Below are 17,387 nucleotides of genomic sequence, written 5' to 3'. Positions count from 1 at the left end.
CCCTTACAGTTCTCTTAATATTTCTGTAGCGTGTCCGCCATGAGCGACGCGATCGCTACCGGCCCGCGGCGCCACCTGCGGTCCAGCACCGACGCCGCGGCGGCATACCGCACCGTGCAGGGCCGCGTCGATGCGTTGCTGCGGGGCCGCACCGACGTATGCGAGCGCGCCGTGCCGGCCTGTCCCGGGTGGTCCGTTCGCCAGACGGTGTGCCACCTGGCCGGTACCGCCCAGGACGTGGTCGCGGGCAACCTCGCCGGTGTGGGCACCGACGAATGGACCCAAGCCCAGCTCGACCGGCTGGCCGGCCACCGCCTCGACGAGGTGCTCGACCTGTGGGCGGCGGCCACCGAGACGGTCATCCAATTCGTGACCGGCAGCCCGAAACTCGTTGCTGCCCAAGCAGTTTTCGACGCCCTTACCCATGAACACGACATCCGGGGCGCGCTCGGCGAACCCGGTTCTCGGACAGCGGATCCGGCGTTCGCGGTGGCCGTCGGATTCCTGACGACGATGATCGACCGGACCATCCGGCGCAATGCGTATCCTTGCCTGCGGTTGACGACCCCGACCACGGGAACCACACAACTCGGCGACCCCGCCTCGGCGCCCGGCCAAATCGCGGTCGAACTCAGCGATTTCGAGGCGCTGCGCGTCTTCAGCGGCCGGCGCAGCCGCCGTCAGCTGGCGAATCTGCCCTGGGTTGGCGACCCCGCGGGGCTGCAGCCGATCTTCCACACGGTCGCGGTGCGGCCGCCCGCCGACGATCTCTGCGAGTGAGTCGGTCTCAAGGTGCGACCCTGATCAACCCCGGCTCCTTCGGTGGCGAAGTCGGCGGAGGCGGTGGCGCGGGCGGCGAGGGTGGCGGCAACTGTTGCGGAGCAGGCGGCGGCGGTTCCTGGGGCGGAGGCGGCGCCACTTGTTGCGGAGGAGGCGGCGGCTCCTGCGGCGCGGGCGGCAGCTGCTGCGGAGGCGCAGGCAACTGTTGCGGAGGCGGTGGCTCTTGTGGCGGAGGCGCAGGCAAACGTTGAGGTAACGGCTGCTGTGGTCGAGGCGGTGCCGCGATCGGCGGCGGTGGTGCCTGGAGGTGCGCCAAAGGCGGTGGTTCGGGAATCGTCGGCGGGTCCGGATCGGCGATCCCTGCGGGGCGAACAATTCCGATCAGCGAGACGGGCGCGCTGCCATGAATCTGAAAACCCGCCGGGCGAATGCCGTCGGCGGCCAGCCGGGTCGGCTCATTCCATCCCGCTTTGGGACGGGTGATGAGGACCGCGAGTTTGCTCTTGTCGTATGGGCAGTAGGCCCCGACTGCTGCAATGACGAAGCGCCCCTCGGTGCGTGTGAGGGGGCCGCGGGCGATCTGGCTCTGGGACGGATCATCGCTCACGGCATTGTCAACCAGAGTGTCCACCACGCGGTTCGCCGGCGTGCCGTTATCCAGTGCCTGACAAACCTTGTGAGCCGTCTCGACGAGGCTTGGCACGCCTGACACGGCGGGGACGCCTTCATCATCGAGAAGCGCCAGAAATTGGTCGTCGTTTGGGTCTGCCGCTGCTGCACCGCCGCGCACTATTGCAACGCCGCCGAGCAACGCGATGGCGGCAATCGGGATGCCGACATAGCTGGTGATGCCAGTGAATCTGGAGGTACCGGTCAACATGAGAGGGCTTCCATTCTGCAAGAGCCCGTCCCGACGGACTTCGGACAATCACCTAGGCCGCAGGTGCGATCGCCTACGGCTGTCGTCGTTGACGGGCGCCGGATCCGTCTCTCAGGAGACATCGGTAGTAGGCGTCGTCCGGCGAAGGCGCCGGTGCTCGGTACTCTGAGCGATGTGCCGCCAGGCAAACGGAGATGACGGGCGAAGTGAACTTCGTCCATCTCAATGCATCCCAGCAGCCGCAGGACGATGCGCCTGGCAATCGCACTGCCGCTGGCCAACGACATAGCAAGATCGTACCGCCGGCGCTCGGCGTTGGCTGACTGTAAGTACGAGCTGCGAACGATGTTTTGCGGATTATGAAACATCAACTGAACGAGCGTCTTTCGAGCGGCGGATCGGCTGGTTAGGGTGCAATAACACCGGCACAGCGCGACGATCCCGCCGACTGAGACCCATCACCACGCGTCGTCGAGAGCGTCGCGATCGTCGCCCGTCGCGCGCTCGGCGTCGGTCACCTGACGATCCGCTTCCTGAATCAGCTTGCGGACCTCGTTCATCAGCTCGCGCATGTCGGCGCGCAAGGCATCGACAGCGGCGTACAGATCGGCCTTGGTAGCCGGTTGATTCGCCGCCGAAAGCGGCCCGACGCCAGGTGCCGTGTGGGCCGCACTGGCGCTCTGAGAACCGGGTACCTCGCTCACGCTCCCAGACAATGCCATACCCAGGCAAGCAGCGACAACGGAACGCCGCGTTATCCGAACGGCTACCGCGCATTCACCCGTCGTCGCGGCCTAGCCGCCCCGTCCTGCATCGGCGGCGTCCTCAAGAAGATCGGCTGCCCTCGCAACGCTTTCGGCGGGTGCGGTCGTGGTGGCCGCTAGCTCGCGGGCCCGCGCAACGCAGTCCGGCGCGAGAACCGAGCGCAGCCCCGCGATCAGCAAATCCGACGTGGTGGAACGGAATTCGCGCCCGAAGCCGACGCCCAGCCTGGTGATTGCCGCAGCCCACACCGGTTGATCGTCGCTGGCTTGCCACAGGATCAACGCCGGAACGCCGGCGCGCATGGCGGTGGCCGTGGTTCCGGCGCCGCCATGGTGGACGACCGCTCTACAGGCCGGGAAAATCGCCGCGTGATTCACCACGTCCACGAACTTCACCTGGCCAGCAGGTGCACTGCCGGGCGGGCCGCCACCGATCAACGCCCGCTCCCCCAACTGCGCACAGGCCGCGGTGATCACGGCGACCGTCTCGGCGGGATCGGGCAGCGTGATGGCGCCGCCGAAGCCGAAGTAGATCGGCGGTGTTCCCGCGGCGATCCACGACAACACCTCGTCGTCGGCGCCCGTCGGCAACTGCAGCGTCAGTGCCCCGACGAAGGGCCGCCGCTTACCCTGTAGCGACCACTCGGCGGCCAGCCCGGGAAAGCAGAACTCCTCATATGCCTGGATTTCCAAGGGTTCTCGGGCGGCCGCGGCGACGTCCGGCAAGCCCAGATCGCGACGCTGGGCGTCGTGCGCCCGCTGCGTCAGCTCTCCCATCAGGCCGCCCGGGATCGCGGGGTCGCCCGGGAAGAAATGCAATGCCGCATGCGGGATTCCGTAGTATTCCGCGACGTTGGCGGCCACTCGTTGCTCGCCCTTGCCCGTCACCAGCAGGTCGGCCCCATTCGCCAGCGTCGCGAAGCCCGTGCTCCAGTCCGCCAGGATCTGCGTGACTCGCCGTACGACGTCGTCGACCCCGCCCAGCGGCGGCGGGTTGGTGCCGAACGTGACCGCGTCGAGGCCCGTCGACTCGACGAAGCCGAGCATCCAGGGCGGCACCGCCAGGCACACATCGTGACCCCGGCCGCGCAGCTCGCGAGCGAGCGCGGCGAACGGTTCGACATCGCCGCGAGTGCCGTAACCGGCCAGCACGAATTTCACGCACCCTCTCCCTCTGCACACCCTGCGCAACCCAGTTTTGCAGGGTGCGTCCGCTAGGGCTCGAATGCCGGAAGAACTGAACCGGAATCGCGAATCTCCCAGATGCTGATTTTGCTCACGCCATCAAAGTTGATCTTGTTCAACGTTGCTCGCGAATACGTGAGGTCGATAGCCACCTGAGTCGAGGTGTTGCCGTACGGGTCGGTCATGGGGAAGGTGCCCTGAACGTTCACCGCGGAGGCGTCGGGGTAGGTTGCCCGTGCGTATCTGAGAATGTCGATGGTGTCGCGGCGCGCACCGTCTTTGATCATCGTCTCGGTGTAATTGTCGCGAATCGCGAATCGGGCCTCGACGACGTCGCCATTCGGGCCGGGAGAAATGGTGTAGGTGACGCCGTCCGGCTTCTTGGGGCCGGTCGGGGTCGGTGGCATCGCCTCGGTCAGTGTCCCCGGTCCGACCGCGGCCGGACCACTCGGCGACGCCGACTGGCCGTCATTCCTATCGCCGAAGCTCCAACTTTTGCCGACGATGATCAGGACGACGAGCGCGGCCAGTGCCGCCAGCGCCAGGGCCGCCTTTCCGGACGTGTCTTTCTGCGGCGCCGTGGCAAGCGTCTTCGGCGGCTCGGTGGAAAACGCCCACTCGCTGGTCCAGTTGCGGCCGTCGAAGTAGCGCTGCAGCCCGTGGCCTACCCCGGCGGGATCCGGGTACCACCCCGGCGTGGATTTGGGCGGGGGCGGCGCATGTTCAGACGGCATCCTGGCACCTTCGTCGTGTGGGTGCCGTTGCGGCTGTCAACCGCACTGGCCGCTCAACACCGTGCTGGCCAGGTAAGCACCTGGAATAGGCAGCAGCGGTACGGGTTTGCATATTCCCCACACTGCCACCACCGGCCGCCGCGTGGGGCGGGCTGATCGGATGGTGCGTCGACATGCCACGCCGCTCGTGTTGGACTGTTCAGCGTCGAACGTGTGTTCTAATAGTCGCTCAGTCCAGCCCGTCCGACGCGGGCAACCTCAGAAGGGAGATCACAACGATGAGCGTCGACACCATGGCAGTCGAATCGTCTGTCGAGAACGCGTCGCCGTGGAGTACACCGGCACCCGAGACGGCAATCGCCGAAGCGCCCGCCGTCAACAAGCCCAACAAAGCGCCGACCAAGAGGGCGGCCGGGAAGAAGACGAAGACCCTCGAGCTGAGCCTGACTGTCACCGGCACTGCCGACGGTGAGTGGCACGCGGAGCTGAAGCAGGGCACCACTTACCTGGTCCGCAACCTCGCTGTTGCAGCGGCCGCCGTCTCGCGGGCGGCCAAGGAACTGCACGAGGACCTCGCAACTCCGATCGACGAGGTAATCGAGGAGGCACGGTCCCAGCAAGCCGCGAAGATCGCAGCCTTGGAGGCCGAACTGGAAGCCGCCCGCAAGGCCCTCGCCGAGCTGGCCTAACAGACCGCGTTCATTAAAGCGGAAGGCTGTACCAGTTACGATCGCCCGAGACTATATGCTGCACAAGGCATCTCGATCATTGGCTCAATTTCCGCTGCGGGTGCCCTGACTCGCCTTCTTGGGGACTGACGCTCGATAGCGGCGCACCTTTTCTCGGTTGCCGCATATCGCCATGGAGCACCATCGGCGACGGTGAGCTTTGGTGCGGTCGTAGAAGATGATTGTGCATCCCTCGCATTGGCGAACCAGTCGGCGGTCGGCGCGAGCGAATAGCCGAGCACATGCTTCAACGGGCGGAACGAGAAGCTGTGCGGGGTCCGTCCATCGGCGTTGGTCGCGCAGCGAGACGCCCTGGTCGTCGGCACACAGCCGGAAGTGGCGATCATCGGCCGCCAGTAGGACATTCAGTTCGTCGATCCACTCTTTGGGGATCGATGACGAGGCGTCAGTCATCCAAGCCTCAACGACCGCCCGCAGCCGGTCGCGGGTATCTCGGGCGGCAGCAGCCGCATCGCCGAGGTCGGCAGAGGCGAACAAGTCCCGGATCGTCGCGCAATCCTGATCGTCGATCAGTCCGGACCGCGCCAGCCAGTCGAGATCCCTTGTCTGCGAGCTAGGCCCGACGACCGGCCAGGCCTGCCAGCAGCGCCGCGGTGGTGGGAAAGTCCATGCACTGATCGGTCACGGATTTGCCGTAAACCAGTTCGCCGCGGTCGGATTGGGCACCAGCCACCAGAAAGCTCTCCAGCATCAGCCCCGCGATGCCGCGTTCGCCCGCGGCGATGCGCGCAGCCACCTCGGCCGCGAGTTCGGCCTGACGGATGTGGTCTTTGCCGGAGTTGGCGTGCGAACAATCGATCATGACCCGTTCGGATAGGCCCGCTTTGCGCAGTCGAGCAACCGTGGTGAACACCGAGGCGGCATCGCAATTCGGACCGCTTGAGCCGCCCCTGAGAATCACATGGCAGTCGGGATTGCCGGCGGTTTCGACAACGGCAACGCGGCCGAAGTCGTCGGCGCCGAAGAAACTATGCGATACCGCTGCCGCTTTCACCCCGTCGATCGCGGCTTGAATGTTGCCGTCGGTGCCGTTCTTGAATCCGACCGGCATCGACAAACCCGACGCCAACTGACGGTGGATCTGCGACTCCGTGGTTCGAGCGCCGATCGCGCCCCAGGCCACCGCGTCGGCGATGTACTGCGGGCTGGTGGGCTCCAAGAACTCACATCCCACCGGAAGGCCGAGCTCGACGATGTTCAGCAGCAACGACCGGGCAGTGCGTAACCCGCGTTCCACGTCGAAACTGCCGCCCATACCAGGATCGTTGATGAGGCCCTTCCATCCGACGGTGGTGCGCGGTTTCTCGAAGTACACACGCATCACGATTTTGAGCCGGTCGGAGTGCTCGGTGGCCAAAGGCGCGAGTCGCTGTGCGTAGTCGAGCGCGGCAACGGGGTCGTGCACCGAGCACGGCCCTACCACGACCAGCAATCGAACGTCGCGGCCGGCCAGAATGTCGGCGATTTCGTCGCGATCCTGTTGGACTGCCTCAGCTCGGGCAGGCTTCAACGGCAGTTCGGCGCGAATCACGTTGGGCGCCGGGAGTTCTCGAAGCGAGATGATTCGACGGTCCGAGGTACGGACGGTTGTCATGACAAGGTTGGTAATCGACATCGTGGGGTGCGCCTTCCTGTACGGCCCTCCGGACACGCCCCTGATTCCGATGCCCGGAGACGAAAAAAGCAGCGACCTTGTGGTCACTGCTGGGCTCCGGGTATCGGTCGTGTATTTACGTCAGCCAGACGCTCCATCCACGGCCCCACCCGGAGCCACGATAAAGCGCCAATACGCGCGTACGCCGATGTTCACGCCGCCGAACATACCACGGCGCTGGACTTTGACTGGTGGGCGCGGACGGTATCGAACCGCCGACCGCTGGTGTGTAAAACCAGAGCTCTACCACTGAGCTACGCGCCCTTGGAACCAAACGGACCCGCAGCAGGTTACCTGGCGCGGGCGCTGCCACCCAAACGTTGCGGCCGCGATGCAGTAGTCCCCCGGCGAAGCGGGCGAAATATGCAGTAGTCCCGTCCCGATGGGACCGTCGTCGTTTCGGCACACGATGGTTGGCAAACATGCTGGCCAGATGGTGTGACGAGAGCGCCGGCGGCGGCACCGGTGATCGGCGCGCCGGGAAACCGTCAGGCCCGCAACGCCTTCAGCGCATCGGTCCACAAACTTTGATCACGCGCCTCGCCGGGCTCTTTCATCTCGGCGAACCGGATGACCCCGGACCGGTCGACGACGAAGGTGCCGCGATTCGGGTAGCCGGCGTGGTCGTTGAACACCCCGTAGGCCTGGCTGACCTCGCCATGCGGCCAGAAGTCCGACAGCACCGGAAACGTAAACCCGCTTTGGGCGGCCCAAACCTTGTGCGTCGGAGGCGGCCCCACCGAGATGGCCAACACCACGCTGTCGTCGTTCTCGAATTCGGGCAGGCGATCACGCAGCAAGTCCAGCTCACCCTGACAGATCCCGGTGAACGCCAACGGGAAGAACACCAGCAGCACGTTCTTGTCGCCGCGATAGTCGCTCAGGGTGACGCGCTGCTGGTTCTGGTCGCGCAGCGTGAAATCGGGGGCTGTCGTCCCGACCGGCAGCATCAGCGCTTGTGCGCCCGCGACTTCGGCTGCACCAGCCGGCTGGCGCTCCAGTCCCCCAGGTTGACCGACGACGTCGGCATCAGGCCGGCGGTCGGAGCCGCTTCGGCGATCTCGGCGGGCAGCACGTGGCCGGGCTTGCCGGTCTTGGGCGTCAGCACCCAGATCACGCCGTCCTCGGCCAGCGGGCTGATGGCGTCCATCAGAGTGTCCACCAGGTCACCGTCGCCGTCTCGCCACCACAGCAGCACGACGTCGACCACCTCGTCGGTGTCCTCGTCGAGCAGCTCGGAACCGCAGGCCTCCTCGACCGCCGCGCGGATGTCGTCATCGGTGTCCTCGTCCCAACCGAACTCCTGGACAACCTGGTCTCGTTGGACGCCCAGCTTGCGAGCGTAGTTCGAGGCGTCATCCGCCGCGACCACCGTGGGACCTCCTAACAACACAACCTGCGCGCCATGCGATTGGGGATTATCGTCGCACAGCCAGAAGCTGGTTCACACTCCGCCTCAAAACGACGCCAGGCACAGTTTCAGCGCCTTGGTCTTGGTGTCGTTGAGTTGGTCGACTCGGCGGTTGAATTCACCGGTCCCCGCGTGGGTGCCGATCGCGTTGGCGACGCCGTGCGCGGCGTCGATATACGCGTTGAACGCGTCCTTCAGCTGGGCCGATAACGCATCGTTGAAATTGTTGCTCACCGTCGAAGCGCTGTTGTTGAGCGCGTCGATGGCCGGACCCTCGAACGGGCCGGTGCCGCGGCCCCCGTTGAACGCTCCGACGTAGGCGTTCACCTTGTCGATGGCTTCCTTGCTGGTGGTGGCCAACGAGTCGCACGAGCTGCGCACCGCCTTGGTGGTCAGCGATTGCTGCCGCTGGGACTCCCGGACGCTCGACGTCGCGATCGAGGCCGATACCGACGACGAGACCGACTGCCGGTAGGCCGGAGCGACCTTCGTGTCGGGTGTGGCCGTGCCGTTGGTGACGGTGGTACACCCCACGATGCCCATCAGCGCGGTGGCGATGCAGCCAAGCGCCAGCACGCCACGCTTGGGGAACTGTCCCCCGTGCATGCGAGGGACGACTTTCCATCCGGTGAGCACGGTTTCTGACGTTACCGGGTAGCGATTGCCGCTGCCGTCAACGCACCGCGGTTTCGTGTCGCCGGGTGATGTTCGCCGGCGATCCGATTGCGGCTACCCGCCCGAGGCGCCGGTACGGCACGATAGGGAGACGAACACCCGTGCAGGAAACCGCCGACAACAGGAGCGGAAGTTGACGACCGAGTTCGCGCGCCACGACCTGGCCAAAACCCCAAGCAACGGAAGCGAACCCGATCGCGTCCGGGTGATCCGAGACGGTGTCGCGTCGTATCTACCCGACATCGATCCGGAGGAAACGTCGGAGTGGCTGGAGTCCTTCGACGAGCTGCTGGAGCGCTCAGGTCCCGCGCGGGCCCGCTACCTGATGTTGCGATTGCTGGAACGTGCGGGCGAACAGCGGGTGTCGCTGCCGGCGCTGACGTCCACCGACTACGTCAACACCATCCCGACCGAACTGGAGCCGTGGTTCCCCGGCGACGAGGACGTCGAGCGCCGCTTCCGGGCCTGGATCCGCTGGAACGCCGCCATCATGGTGCACCGCGCCCAACGTCCGGGAATCGGCGTGGGCGGCCACATTTCCACCTACGCCTCGTCGGCGGCGCTGTACGAGGTCGGGTTCAACCACTTCTTCCGTGGCAAGCAGCATCCCGGCGGCGGCGACCAGGTGTTCATCCAGGGCCACGCGTCCCCGGGCATCTACGCCCGCGCGTTCCTGGAAGGCCGGCTGAGCGCCGACCGACTCGACGGATTCCGGCAGGAGCACAGCCATCCGGGCGGCGGGCTGCCGTCCTATCCACACCCGCGGCTGATGCCCGACTTCTGGGAGTTCCCGACGGTGTCGATGGGCCTGGGCCCGATGAACGCCATCTACCAGGCCCGCTTCAACCACTACCTGCACGACCGCGGCATCAAGGACACCTCGGATCAGCATGTGTGGGCGTTTCTCGGCGACGGCGAAATGGACGAACCAGAGAGCCGCGGCCTGATCCAGGTGGCCGCCAACGAGGCGCTGGACAACCTGACGTTCGTCATCAACTGCAACCTGCAGCGCCTCGACGGCCCGGTGCGCGGCAACGGCAAGATCATTCAGGAGCTGGAGTCGTTCTTCCGCGGCGCCGGCTGGAATGTCATCAAGGTGGTCTGGGGCCGCGAGTGGGACGCCTTGCTGCACGCCGACCGCGACGGCGCGCTGGTGAACCTGATGAACACCACTCCCGACGGCGACTACCAGACCTACAAGGCCAACGACGGCGCCTACGTTCGCGATCACTTCTTCGGCCGCGATCCGCGCACCAAGGCGCTCGTCGAATCGATGACCGATTCGGAGATCTGGAATCTCAAGCGCGGTGGCCACGACTACCGCAAGGTCTATGCGGCCTACCGCGCCGCCGTCGACCACAGGGGGCAGCCGACGGTGATCCTCGCCAAGACCATCAAGGGCTACTCACTGGGCGCGCACTTCCAGGGCCGTAACGCCACGCATCAGATGAAAAAGCTTGCGATAGAAGACCTTAAGTACTTCCGCGACGCCATTCGGATTCCGATCAGTGACGCGCAACTGGAAGAAGACCCCTACCTTCCGCCCTACTACCACCCCGGACCCGACGCCCCCGAGATCCGCTACATGCTGGACCGGCGTCGCCAGCTGGGCGGCTTCCTGCCCGAGCGCCCGACAAAAGCCAAGGCGCTCAAGCTACCGAGCCGCGACATCTACGCCCCGCTGAAAAAGGGCTCGGGTCACCAGGAAGTCGCCACCACGATGGCACTGGTGCGCACCTTCAAAGAAGTGATGCGGGACAAGGAAGTTGGCCCGCGCATCGTGCCGATCATTCCCGACGAGGCCCGCACGTTCGGGATGGACTCGTGGTTCCCATCACTGAAGATCTACAACCGCCTCGGCCAGCTTTACACGGCCGTGGACGCCGAATTGATGTTGGCGTACAAGGAAAGTGAAGTCGGCCAGATCCTGCACGAGGGCATCAACGAGGCCGGCTCGACGGCGTCGTTCACCGCGGCCGGCACGTCGTACGCGACGCACAACGAGCCGATGATCCCGCTGTACATCTTCTACTCGATGTTCGGGTTCCAGCGCACCGGCGACGGCCTGTGGGCCGCGGCCGACCAGATGGCACGCGGATTTGTGTTGGGGGCCACCGCCGGTCGCACCACTCTGACCGGTGAAGGTTTGCAGCACGCCGACGGTCACTCGCTGCTGTTGGCCGCCACCAACCCGGCGGTCGTCTCGTACGACCCAGCATTCGCCTACGAGATCGCCTACATCGTCGAGAGCGGGCTGGCCCGGATGTTCGGCCCCAACCCGGAGAACATCTACTTCTACATCACCATCTACAACGAGCCCTACGTCCAGCCGCCCGAGCCGCACAACTTCGATCCCGAGGGCGTGCTGCGCGGGATCTACCGCTACCAGGCGGCCGGCCAGCGGCGCACCAACACCGCGCAGATCCTGGCCTCCGGGGTCGCGATGCCGTCGGCGGTGAAGGCCGCCGAGATGCTGGCCGCCGAGTGGGACGTCGCCGCCGACGTGTGGTCGGTGACCAGTTGGGGTGAGCTCAACCGCGACGGGCTGGCGATCCAGCAGGCGCAGCTGCGTCATCCCGACAAGCCGGCCGGCGTCCCGTACATCACCAAAGCCCTCGAAGGCGCCACCGGGCCGGTGATCGCCGTCTCGGACTGGATGCGCGGGGTGCCCGAGCAGATTCGGCCGTGGGTGCCCGGCACCTACGTGACGCTGGGCACCGACGGGTTCGGCTTCTCCGACACCCGCCCGGCGGCGCGGCGCTACTTCAACACCGACGCCGAGTCGCAGGTGGTGGCGGTGCTCGAGGCGCTGGCCCGCGACGGCGAGATCGACCCGTCGGTGCCGCTCGCGGCGGCGCGCCAGTACAAGATCGACGACGTCCAGGCCGCGCCGAAGCAGACTTCCGACCCCGGCGTCGCCTGAGGGGCGTCGCCTAGCCCGGCACCCGCCTCCCCGCCCGCCGAGCGTCACGCTGGCGTGGCGTGCGGCGTCGACCACCACGCTGGCGTGACGCTGGACGACGCGGCCGCCGCCACTCCTGACCGCCGACTGTGCGCGCAGCCGCACACTCGGCACTCAATGTGCGCGCAGCCGCGCATTGAGCCAGTCAACCCAACCATCCGCCGCGCCTTTGGCGGAAAGTTCCATAAATTCGGCGTAGGTTTTAGGGGTGAATGACAACCCGTTCGCCGGCCCCTTCGCCAAGCATCCGAGGTCCCCTCTCGAGACCTTGGACTCCGTCCCGGACTCCGTGCTGCGACGGCTCAAGCAGTACTCCGGGCGGCTGGCCACCGAGGCGGTCACGGCCATGGGCGAGCGGTTGCCGTTCTTCGCCGAGCTGGAAGCGTCGCAGCGGGCCAGCGTGGCGCTGGTGGTGCAGACCGCCGTCGTGAACTTCGTCGAGTGGATGCAGGACCCACACAGCAACGTCAGCTACACCGCGCAGGCCTTCGAACTGGTGCCCCAGGAGCTCACCCGCCGGATCGCGTTGCGCCACAGCGTGGACATGGTGCGGGTGACCATGGAGTTCTTCGAGGAAGTCGTGCCGCTGCTGGCCCGCTCCGAGGAGCAACTGACCGCCCTCACGGTGGGCATTTTGAAGTACAGCCGCGACCTGGCGTTCAGCTTCGCCTCGGCCTATGCGGACGCGGCCGAGGCGCGGGGCAGCTGGGACAGCCGGATGGAGGCCAGCGTCGTCGACGCGGTGGTGCGCGGCGACACCGGCCCCGAGCTGCTGTCCCGCGCCGCCGCGCTGAACTGGGACACCACCGCGCCGGCGACGGTCGTGGTCGGCACCCCGGCCCCCAGCCGCGACAACACCAACGGCGAGTTCGCCAGCGAGCGGGCCAGCCAAATCGTCCGCGACACCGCCGCGAAGCACGGCCGCGCGGCCCTCACCGACGTGCACGGCACCTGGCTGGTGGCCATCGTGTCGGGCCAGTTGTCCCCGACGGACAAGTTTCTGGGCGATCTGTTGAGCGCATTCGCCGAGGGCCCGGTGGTCATCGGGCCCACCGCACCGATGCTGACCGCGGCCTATCACAGCGCCAGCGAGGCGATCTCCGGGATGAACGCCGCTCCCGGCTGGGCCGGTGCGCCACGGCCCGTGCACGCCCGCGAGCTGCTGCCGGAACGTGCCCTGATGGGAGACGCTTCGGCCATCGTCGCGTTGCACACCGACGTGATGGGACCCCTGGCCGACGCCGGGCCCACTCTTATCGAAACTCTTGACGCTTACTTAGATTGCGGCGGCGCGATTGAGGCCTGCGCACGCAAGTTGTTCGTTCATCCAAACACCGTGCGCTACCGGCTCAAGCGCATCACCGACTTCACCGGGCGTGATCCCACTCAGCCACGCGATGCGTACGTGTTGCGAGTGGCCGCGACGGTAGGCCAACTCAACTACCCCACCAACCCCTCTAGTGTTGGTAACAGCGGGATAACGGCGGTTCCGCTGCCGGTCAGGGGCGGTTCTGCGGCGCTATCCGTGCGATAGTGACCCAGGCAACAGATCGCGGCACGGTATCGAATATGTAGCTTGTCGAGCGGTTTTGTGGAGTATCTACAAAAACCTAAGACGAGGTTCATAATCTGTTACACCCGCCAAAACCGTTTCCACAGTGTTCTCTTAGACACGTGATTGCATTACTCGCGCCCGGACAGGGCTCGCAGACAGAGGGAATGCTCTCGCCATGGCTGGAATTGCCGGGGGCGACCGAGCAGATGACTCTGTGGTCGAAGGCCAGCGGCTTGGACCTGGTTCGACTGGGCACCACCGCATCCAACGAAGAGATCACCGACACGTCGGTGACTCAGCCACTGGTCGTCGCGGCCACCCTGCTCGCGCACCAGGAGCTGACCAAGCGCGGCGTGCTCGCCTCCCGAAGCGGCTCAGATGACTTCATCGTGGCCGGTCACTCGGTCGGCGAGATCGCGGCCTACGCGATCGCCGGTGTGATGGGCGCCGATGACGCCGTCGCCCTGGCCGCCACCCGTGGCGCCGAGATGGCCAAGGCGTGCGCCGCCGAGCCGACCGGCATGTCCGCGGTGCTGGGCGGGGACGAGACCGAGGTCCTGGCCCGCCTCGAGCAGCTGGACCTGTTCCCCGCGAACCGCAACGCCGCCGGCCAGATCGTCGCCGCCGGTCCGCTGACCGCGCTGGAAAAGCTGGCCGAAGACCCGCCGGCCAAGGCCCGGGTGCGCGCTCTCGGCGTGGCCGGAGCGTTCCACACCAAGTACATGGCGTCCGCTATGGAGGGCTACGCCGCCGCGGCGGCCGTCATCGCGACCGCCGAGCCCACTGCCACGCTGCTGTCCAACCGCGACGGAAAGCCGGTCACTTCGGCGGCGGTGGCGATGGAAACGCTGGTCGCTCAATTGATCCAGCCGGTGCGGTGGGACCTGTGCACCGCAACGCTGGCTGAGCACGATGTCAAAGCGATTGTGGAGTTCCCGCCCGCGGGCACCCTCGCCGGCATCGCCAAGCGTGAACTTCGGGGGGTAACGGTCCGTGCCGTCAAGTCGCCCGCAGACCTGGACGCGCTGGCTGACATCTGACAACAGCCGCGGCCAGGACAACCGCATAAAATCACATCAAACCGATTGCAACACAACACATTACGAAGGGAAGTAAAGGCTGTGGCCGTTTCGCAGGAAGAAATCATCGCCGGTATCGCCGAGATCATCGAAGAGGTCACCGGTATTGAGCCCTCTGAGGTCACCCCGGAGAAGTCTTTCGTCGACGACCTGGACATCGACTCGCTGTCGATGGTTGAGATCGCCGTGCAGACCGAGGACAAGTACGGCGTGAAGATCCCGGACGAGGACCTGGCCGGTCTGCGTACCGTCGGTGACGTCGTCTCCTACATCCAGAAGCTGGAAGAAGAGAACCCCGAGGCTGCCGAGGCGCTGCGCGCCAAGATCGTGTCGGAGAACCCCGAGGCGGCTGCCAACGTCCAGTCGAGGCTGGAAGCGGACAGCAAGTGACCAAGCCTTCCACTGCTAACGGCGGTTACCCCAATGTTGTGGTAACCGCTGTCGCGGCGACGACGTCGATCGCGCCGGACATCGAGAGCACGTGGAAGGGCTTGCTTGCAGGCGAAAGCGGCATCCGCGTCCTCGAAGACGAATTCGTCGACAAATGGGATCTGCCCGTCAAGATCGGTGGGCACCTCAAGGAGCCGATCGACAACCACATGGGACGGCTGGACATGCGCCGTATGTCGTATGTCCAGCGTCTGGCCAAATATCTCAGCGGCCAGCTGTGGGAGTCGGCCGGCAACCCGGAGCTCGATCCGGACCGGTTCAGCGTCGTGGTTGGCACCGGCCTGGGCGGCGCCGAGCGGATCGTCGAGAGCTATGACCTGATGAACGAGGGCGGCCCCCGCAAGGTGTCGCCGCTCGCCGTTCAGATGATCATGCCCAACGGCGCCGCTGCCGTCGTCGGTCTGGAGCTCGGCGCACGGGCCGGGGTGATCACCCCAGTGTCGGCGTGTTCCTCGGGCTCCGAGGCAATCGCGCACGCCTGGCGCCAGATCGTCATGGGTGACGCGGAAGTCGCCGTCTGCGGCGGTGTCGAGGGACCGATCGAGGCGCTGCCCATCGCGGCGTTCTCGATGATGCGGGCCATGTCGACTCGCAACGACGAGCCCGAGCGTGCGTCGCGGCCATTCGACAAGGACCGCGACGGCTTCGTGTTCGGTGAGGCCGGGGCCCTGATGCTCATCGAGACCGAAGAGCACGCCAAGGCCCGCGGCGCCAAGCCGCTGGCCCGGCTGATGGGTGCCGGTATCACCTCGGACGCTTTCCACATGGTGGCGCCCGCGGCGGACGGCGTGCGCGCCGGTCGCGCGATGACCCGGTCGCTGGAACTGGCGGGCGTGTCCCCTAAGGAAATCGACCACGTGAACGCACACGGGACGGCGACGCCGATCGGCGACACCGCAGAGGCCAATGCCATCCGGGTTGCCGGATGCGAGCAGGCCGCCGTGTATGCGCCGAAGTCGGCGCTGGGGCACTCTATCGGCGCAGTCGGGGCGCTCGAGTCGGTGCTGACAGTGCTGACCCTGCGGGATGGCGTCATCCCGCCGACCCTCAACTACGAAACCCCCGATCCCGAGATTTCGTTGGATGTCGTCGCGGGCGAACCTCGCACCGGCGATTTCCGTTACGCGATCAACAACTCATTCGGGTTCGGCGGCCACAACGTGGCCCTCGCCTTCGGGCGTTACTGAGCACGAGAGGAACGTTCGCCACTCCCATGACAGAGCTGGTTACGGGGAAAGCTTTCCCCAACGTGGTCGTCACCGGCATCGCCGCGACGACTGCCTTGGCGCCCGACGCGGCAGAAACCTGGAAGTTGTTGCTAGACGGCCAGAGTGGAATCCGCACCCTCACCGACCCGTTCGTTGAGGAGTACAACCTGCCCGTTCGCATCGGCGGGCATCTCGTGGAGGAGTTCGACAGCCAGCTCACGCGTATCGAGCTGCGTCGCACCGGCTATCTGCAGAGAATGTCGACGATCCTGGGCCGGCGGGTGTGGGAGAACGCCGGTTCGCCGGAAGTCGACACCAACCGGTTGGCGGTGTCGATCGGCACCGGCCTCGGCTCGTCCGAGGAATTGGTGTTCAGCTACGACGACATGCGCCAGCGTGGCATGAAAGCGGTCTCCCCGTTGGGCGTGCAGAAGTACATGCCCAACGGTGCGGCCGCGGCGGTCGGACTGGAACGGCAAGCCAAAGCCGGTGTGATGACGCCGGTTTCGGCGTGCGCATCCGGTAACGAGGGCATCGCCCGGGCCTGGCAGCAGATCGTGCTCGGCGAGGCCGACATCGCGATCTGCGGTGGCGTGGAGACCCAGATCGAGGCGGTGCCGATCGCGGCGTTCGCCGCGATGCGCGTCGTGATGTCGACCACCAACGACAACCCGGCCGGCGCGTGCCGCCCGTTCGACAAGGACCGCAACGGCTTCGTGTTCGGCGAGGCCGGCGCGCTGATGGTCATCGAGACCGAGGAGCACGCGAAGGCCCGCGGCGCCAACATCCTGGCCCGCATCATGGGAGCCAGCGTGACCTCGGACGGGTTCCACATGGTGGCACCGGATCCCAACGGGGAACGTGCCGCGCACGCGATGCAGCGGGCGATCCAGCTCGCGGGCATCACCCCTGCCGAAATCGACCACATCAACGCCCATGCCACCGGCACCCAGGTCGGAGACCTCGCCGAAAGCAAGGCCATCAACCGGGCCCTCGGCGGCAACCACCCCGCGATCTACGCGCCCAAGGCGGCGCTTGGTCACTCGGTGGGTGCGGTCGGTGCGTTGGAATCGATCTTGACGGTCCTCGCGTTGCGGGAGCAGGTAATCCCGCCGACACTGAATTTGGAAAACCTCGATCCAGAAATCGATTTGGACGTGGTGGCGGGTAAGCCGCGACCGGGCAACTACCGGTACGCGATCAACAACTCGTTCGGATTCGGCGGTCACAACGTGGCGATCACGTTTGGACGGTATTAGAACCCAGCGGTATTGGACCCCGAGCTCACCGGAAACAGGAGA

Annotated in this window: 17 protein-coding genes and 1 tRNA gene; 8 read left to right on the top strand and 10 right to left on the bottom strand. The window is 66.1% G+C overall.

Annotation, left to right across the window (positions count from 1 at the left end; genetic code table 11):
- Positions 1-39 precede the first annotated feature (39 nt).
- Complete coding sequence (locus tag AAHS21_RS24590) at positions 40-780, top strand: maleylpyruvate isomerase N-terminal domain-containing protein (RefSeq protein ID WP_342930150.1); 741 nt, start codon at positions 40-42, stop codon at positions 778-780.
- Between the two features lie 7 nt (positions 781-787).
- Here the strand turns inward: AAHS21_RS24590 and AAHS21_RS24585 are convergent, their stop codons facing one another.
- The 4 genes from AAHS21_RS24585 to AAHS21_RS24570 all read right to left on the bottom strand — a co-directional run bounded on the left by AAHS21_RS24585 (position 788) and on the right by AAHS21_RS24570 (position 4,343).
- A complete protein-coding gene (locus AAHS21_RS24585) occupies positions 788-1,660 on the bottom strand; it encodes a DUF732 domain-containing protein (protein WP_342930149.1) in 873 nt (290 codons plus the stop codon).
- A gap of 458 nt (positions 1,661-2,118) precedes the next feature.
- Positions 2,119-2,364, bottom strand: coding sequence for a hypothetical protein (locus AAHS21_RS24580; RefSeq protein WP_342930148.1), 246 nt, complete (start codon positions 2,362-2,364; stop codon positions 2,119-2,121).
- Positions 2,365-2,454: 90 nt separating this feature from the next.
- A complete protein-coding gene (locus AAHS21_RS24575) occupies positions 2,455-3,585 on the bottom strand; it encodes a glycosyltransferase (protein WP_342930147.1) in 1,131 nt (376 codons plus the stop codon).
- Positions 3,586-3,638: 53 nt separating this feature from the next.
- On the bottom strand, positions 3,639-4,343 hold the full coding sequence (locus tag AAHS21_RS24570; RefSeq protein ID WP_342930146.1) for a DUF2510 domain-containing protein: 705 nt from the start codon (positions 4,341-4,343) through the stop codon (positions 3,639-3,641).
- 293 nt (positions 4,344-4,636) lie between these two features.
- Between AAHS21_RS24570 and AAHS21_RS24565 the strand changes: the two genes are divergently transcribed.
- Positions 4,637-5,032, top strand: a complete 396-nt coding sequence (locus AAHS21_RS24565; protein ID WP_342930251.1) for a DUF6319 family protein — start codon at positions 4,637-4,639, stop codon at positions 5,030-5,032.
- Between the two features lie 84 nt (positions 5,033-5,116).
- Here the strand turns inward: AAHS21_RS24565 and AAHS21_RS24560 are convergent, their stop codons facing one another.
- The 6 genes from AAHS21_RS24560 to AAHS21_RS24535 all read right to left on the bottom strand — a co-directional run bounded on the left by AAHS21_RS24560 (position 5,117) and on the right by AAHS21_RS24535 (position 8,793).
- Positions 5,117-5,620 carry a CGNR zinc finger domain-containing protein gene (locus AAHS21_RS24560; RefSeq protein ID WP_342930250.1) on the bottom strand — a complete coding sequence of 168 codons (504 nt, stop codon included), beginning with the start codon at positions 5,618-5,620 and terminating at the stop codon, positions 5,117-5,119.
- Positions 5,621-5,645: 25 nt separating this feature from the next.
- Complete coding sequence (locus AAHS21_RS24555) at positions 5,646-6,707, bottom strand: 3-deoxy-7-phosphoheptulonate synthase (RefSeq protein WP_342930145.1); 1,062 nt, start codon at positions 6,705-6,707, stop codon at positions 5,646-5,648.
- A 228-nt stretch (positions 6,708-6,935) separates the two neighbouring features.
- Positions 6,936-7,010: transfer RNA gene (locus AAHS21_RS24550), tRNA-Val, on the bottom strand.
- 224 nt (positions 7,011-7,234) lie between these two features.
- On the bottom strand, positions 7,235-7,696 hold the full coding sequence (locus AAHS21_RS24545; protein WP_342930144.1) for a peroxiredoxin: 462 nt from the start codon (positions 7,694-7,696) through the stop codon (positions 7,235-7,237).
- The gene (locus tag AAHS21_RS24540; protein ID WP_096288759.1) at positions 7,696-8,118 is read right to left on the bottom strand and encodes a DUF3052 domain-containing protein; all 423 of its coding nucleotides are present in this window, start codon (positions 8,116-8,118) and stop codon (positions 7,696-7,698) included. The genes AAHS21_RS24545 and AAHS21_RS24540 overlap by 1 nt, the downstream gene beginning before the upstream one ends.
- Positions 8,119-8,202: 84 nt before the next feature.
- Entirely contained in the window at positions 8,203-8,793 is a 591-nt protein-coding gene (locus tag AAHS21_RS24535; RefSeq protein WP_342930143.1) for a hypothetical protein, read from the bottom strand.
- A gap of 172 nt (positions 8,794-8,965) precedes the next feature.
- Between AAHS21_RS24535 and aceE the strand changes: the two genes are divergently transcribed.
- The 6 genes from aceE to kasB all read left to right on the top strand — a co-directional run bounded on the left by aceE (position 8,966) and on the right by kasB (position 17,345).
- Positions 8,966-11,755 carry a pyruvate dehydrogenase (acetyl-transferring), homodimeric type gene (aceE, locus tag AAHS21_RS24530; protein ID WP_342930142.1) on the top strand — a complete coding sequence of 930 codons (2,790 nt, stop codon included), beginning with the start codon at positions 8,966-8,968 and terminating at the stop codon, positions 11,753-11,755.
- Between the two features lie 247 nt (positions 11,756-12,002).
- Positions 12,003-13,328, top strand: coding sequence for a PucR family transcriptional regulator (locus AAHS21_RS24525; protein WP_342930141.1), 1,326 nt, complete (start codon positions 12,003-12,005; stop codon positions 13,326-13,328).
- A 140-nt stretch (positions 13,329-13,468) separates the two neighbouring features.
- Positions 13,469-14,389, top strand: a complete 921-nt coding sequence (locus tag AAHS21_RS24520) for an ACP S-malonyltransferase (RefSeq protein ID WP_342930140.1) — start codon at positions 13,469-13,471, stop codon at positions 14,387-14,389.
- 81 nt (positions 14,390-14,470) lie between these two features.
- Complete coding sequence (acpM, locus tag AAHS21_RS24515; protein WP_096288769.1) at positions 14,471-14,818, top strand: meromycolate extension acyl carrier protein AcpM; 348 nt, start codon at positions 14,471-14,473, stop codon at positions 14,816-14,818.
- Complete coding sequence (kasA, locus tag AAHS21_RS24510) at positions 14,815-16,065, top strand: 3-oxoacyl-ACP synthase KasA (protein ID WP_342930139.1); 1,251 nt, start codon at positions 14,815-14,817, stop codon at positions 16,063-16,065. The genes acpM and kasA overlap by 4 nt, the downstream gene beginning before the upstream one ends.
- 26 nt (positions 16,066-16,091) lie before the next feature.
- Positions 16,092-17,345: a 3-oxoacyl-ACP synthase KasB gene (kasB, locus tag AAHS21_RS24505; RefSeq protein ID WP_342930138.1), complete on the top strand. Its 1,254-nt coding sequence runs from the start codon at positions 16,092-16,094 to the stop codon at positions 17,343-17,345.
- Positions 17,346-17,387 lie beyond the last annotated feature (42 nt).

Origin of the sequence: Mycobacterium sp. 050272, assembly GCF_039023525.1 — a bacterium.
Taxonomy (GTDB): Bacteria; Actinomycetota; Actinomycetes; order Mycobacteriales; family Mycobacteriaceae; genus Mycobacterium.
This window is presented reverse-complemented; position numbering and strand designations above follow the sequence as displayed.

Coding starts and splice junctions, on each gene's coding strand:
- AAHS21_RS24590 (WP_342930150.1), top strand. CDS start 40: ATGAGCGACGCGATCGCTACCGGCCCGCGGCGCCACCTGCGGTCCAGC.
- AAHS21_RS24585 (WP_342930149.1), bottom strand. CDS start 1,660: ATGTTGACCGGTACCTCCAGATTCACTGGCATCACCAGCTATGTCGGC.
- AAHS21_RS24570 (WP_342930146.1), bottom strand. CDS start 4,343: ATGCCGTCTGAACATGCGCCGCCCCCGCCCAAATCCACGCCGGGGTGG.
- AAHS21_RS24565 (WP_342930251.1), top strand. CDS start 4,637: ATGGCAGTCGAATCGTCTGTCGAGAACGCGTCGCCGTGGAGTACACCG.
- AAHS21_RS24555 (WP_342930145.1), bottom strand. CDS start 6,707: ATGTCGATTACCAACCTTGTCATGACAACCGTCCGTACCTCGGACCGT.
- AAHS21_RS24545 (WP_342930144.1), bottom strand. CDS start 7,696: ATGCTGCCGGTCGGGACGACAGCCCCCGATTTCACGCTGCGCGACCAG.
- kasB (WP_342930138.1), top strand. CDS start 16,092: ATGACAGAGCTGGTTACGGGGAAAGCTTTCCCCAACGTGGTCGTCACC.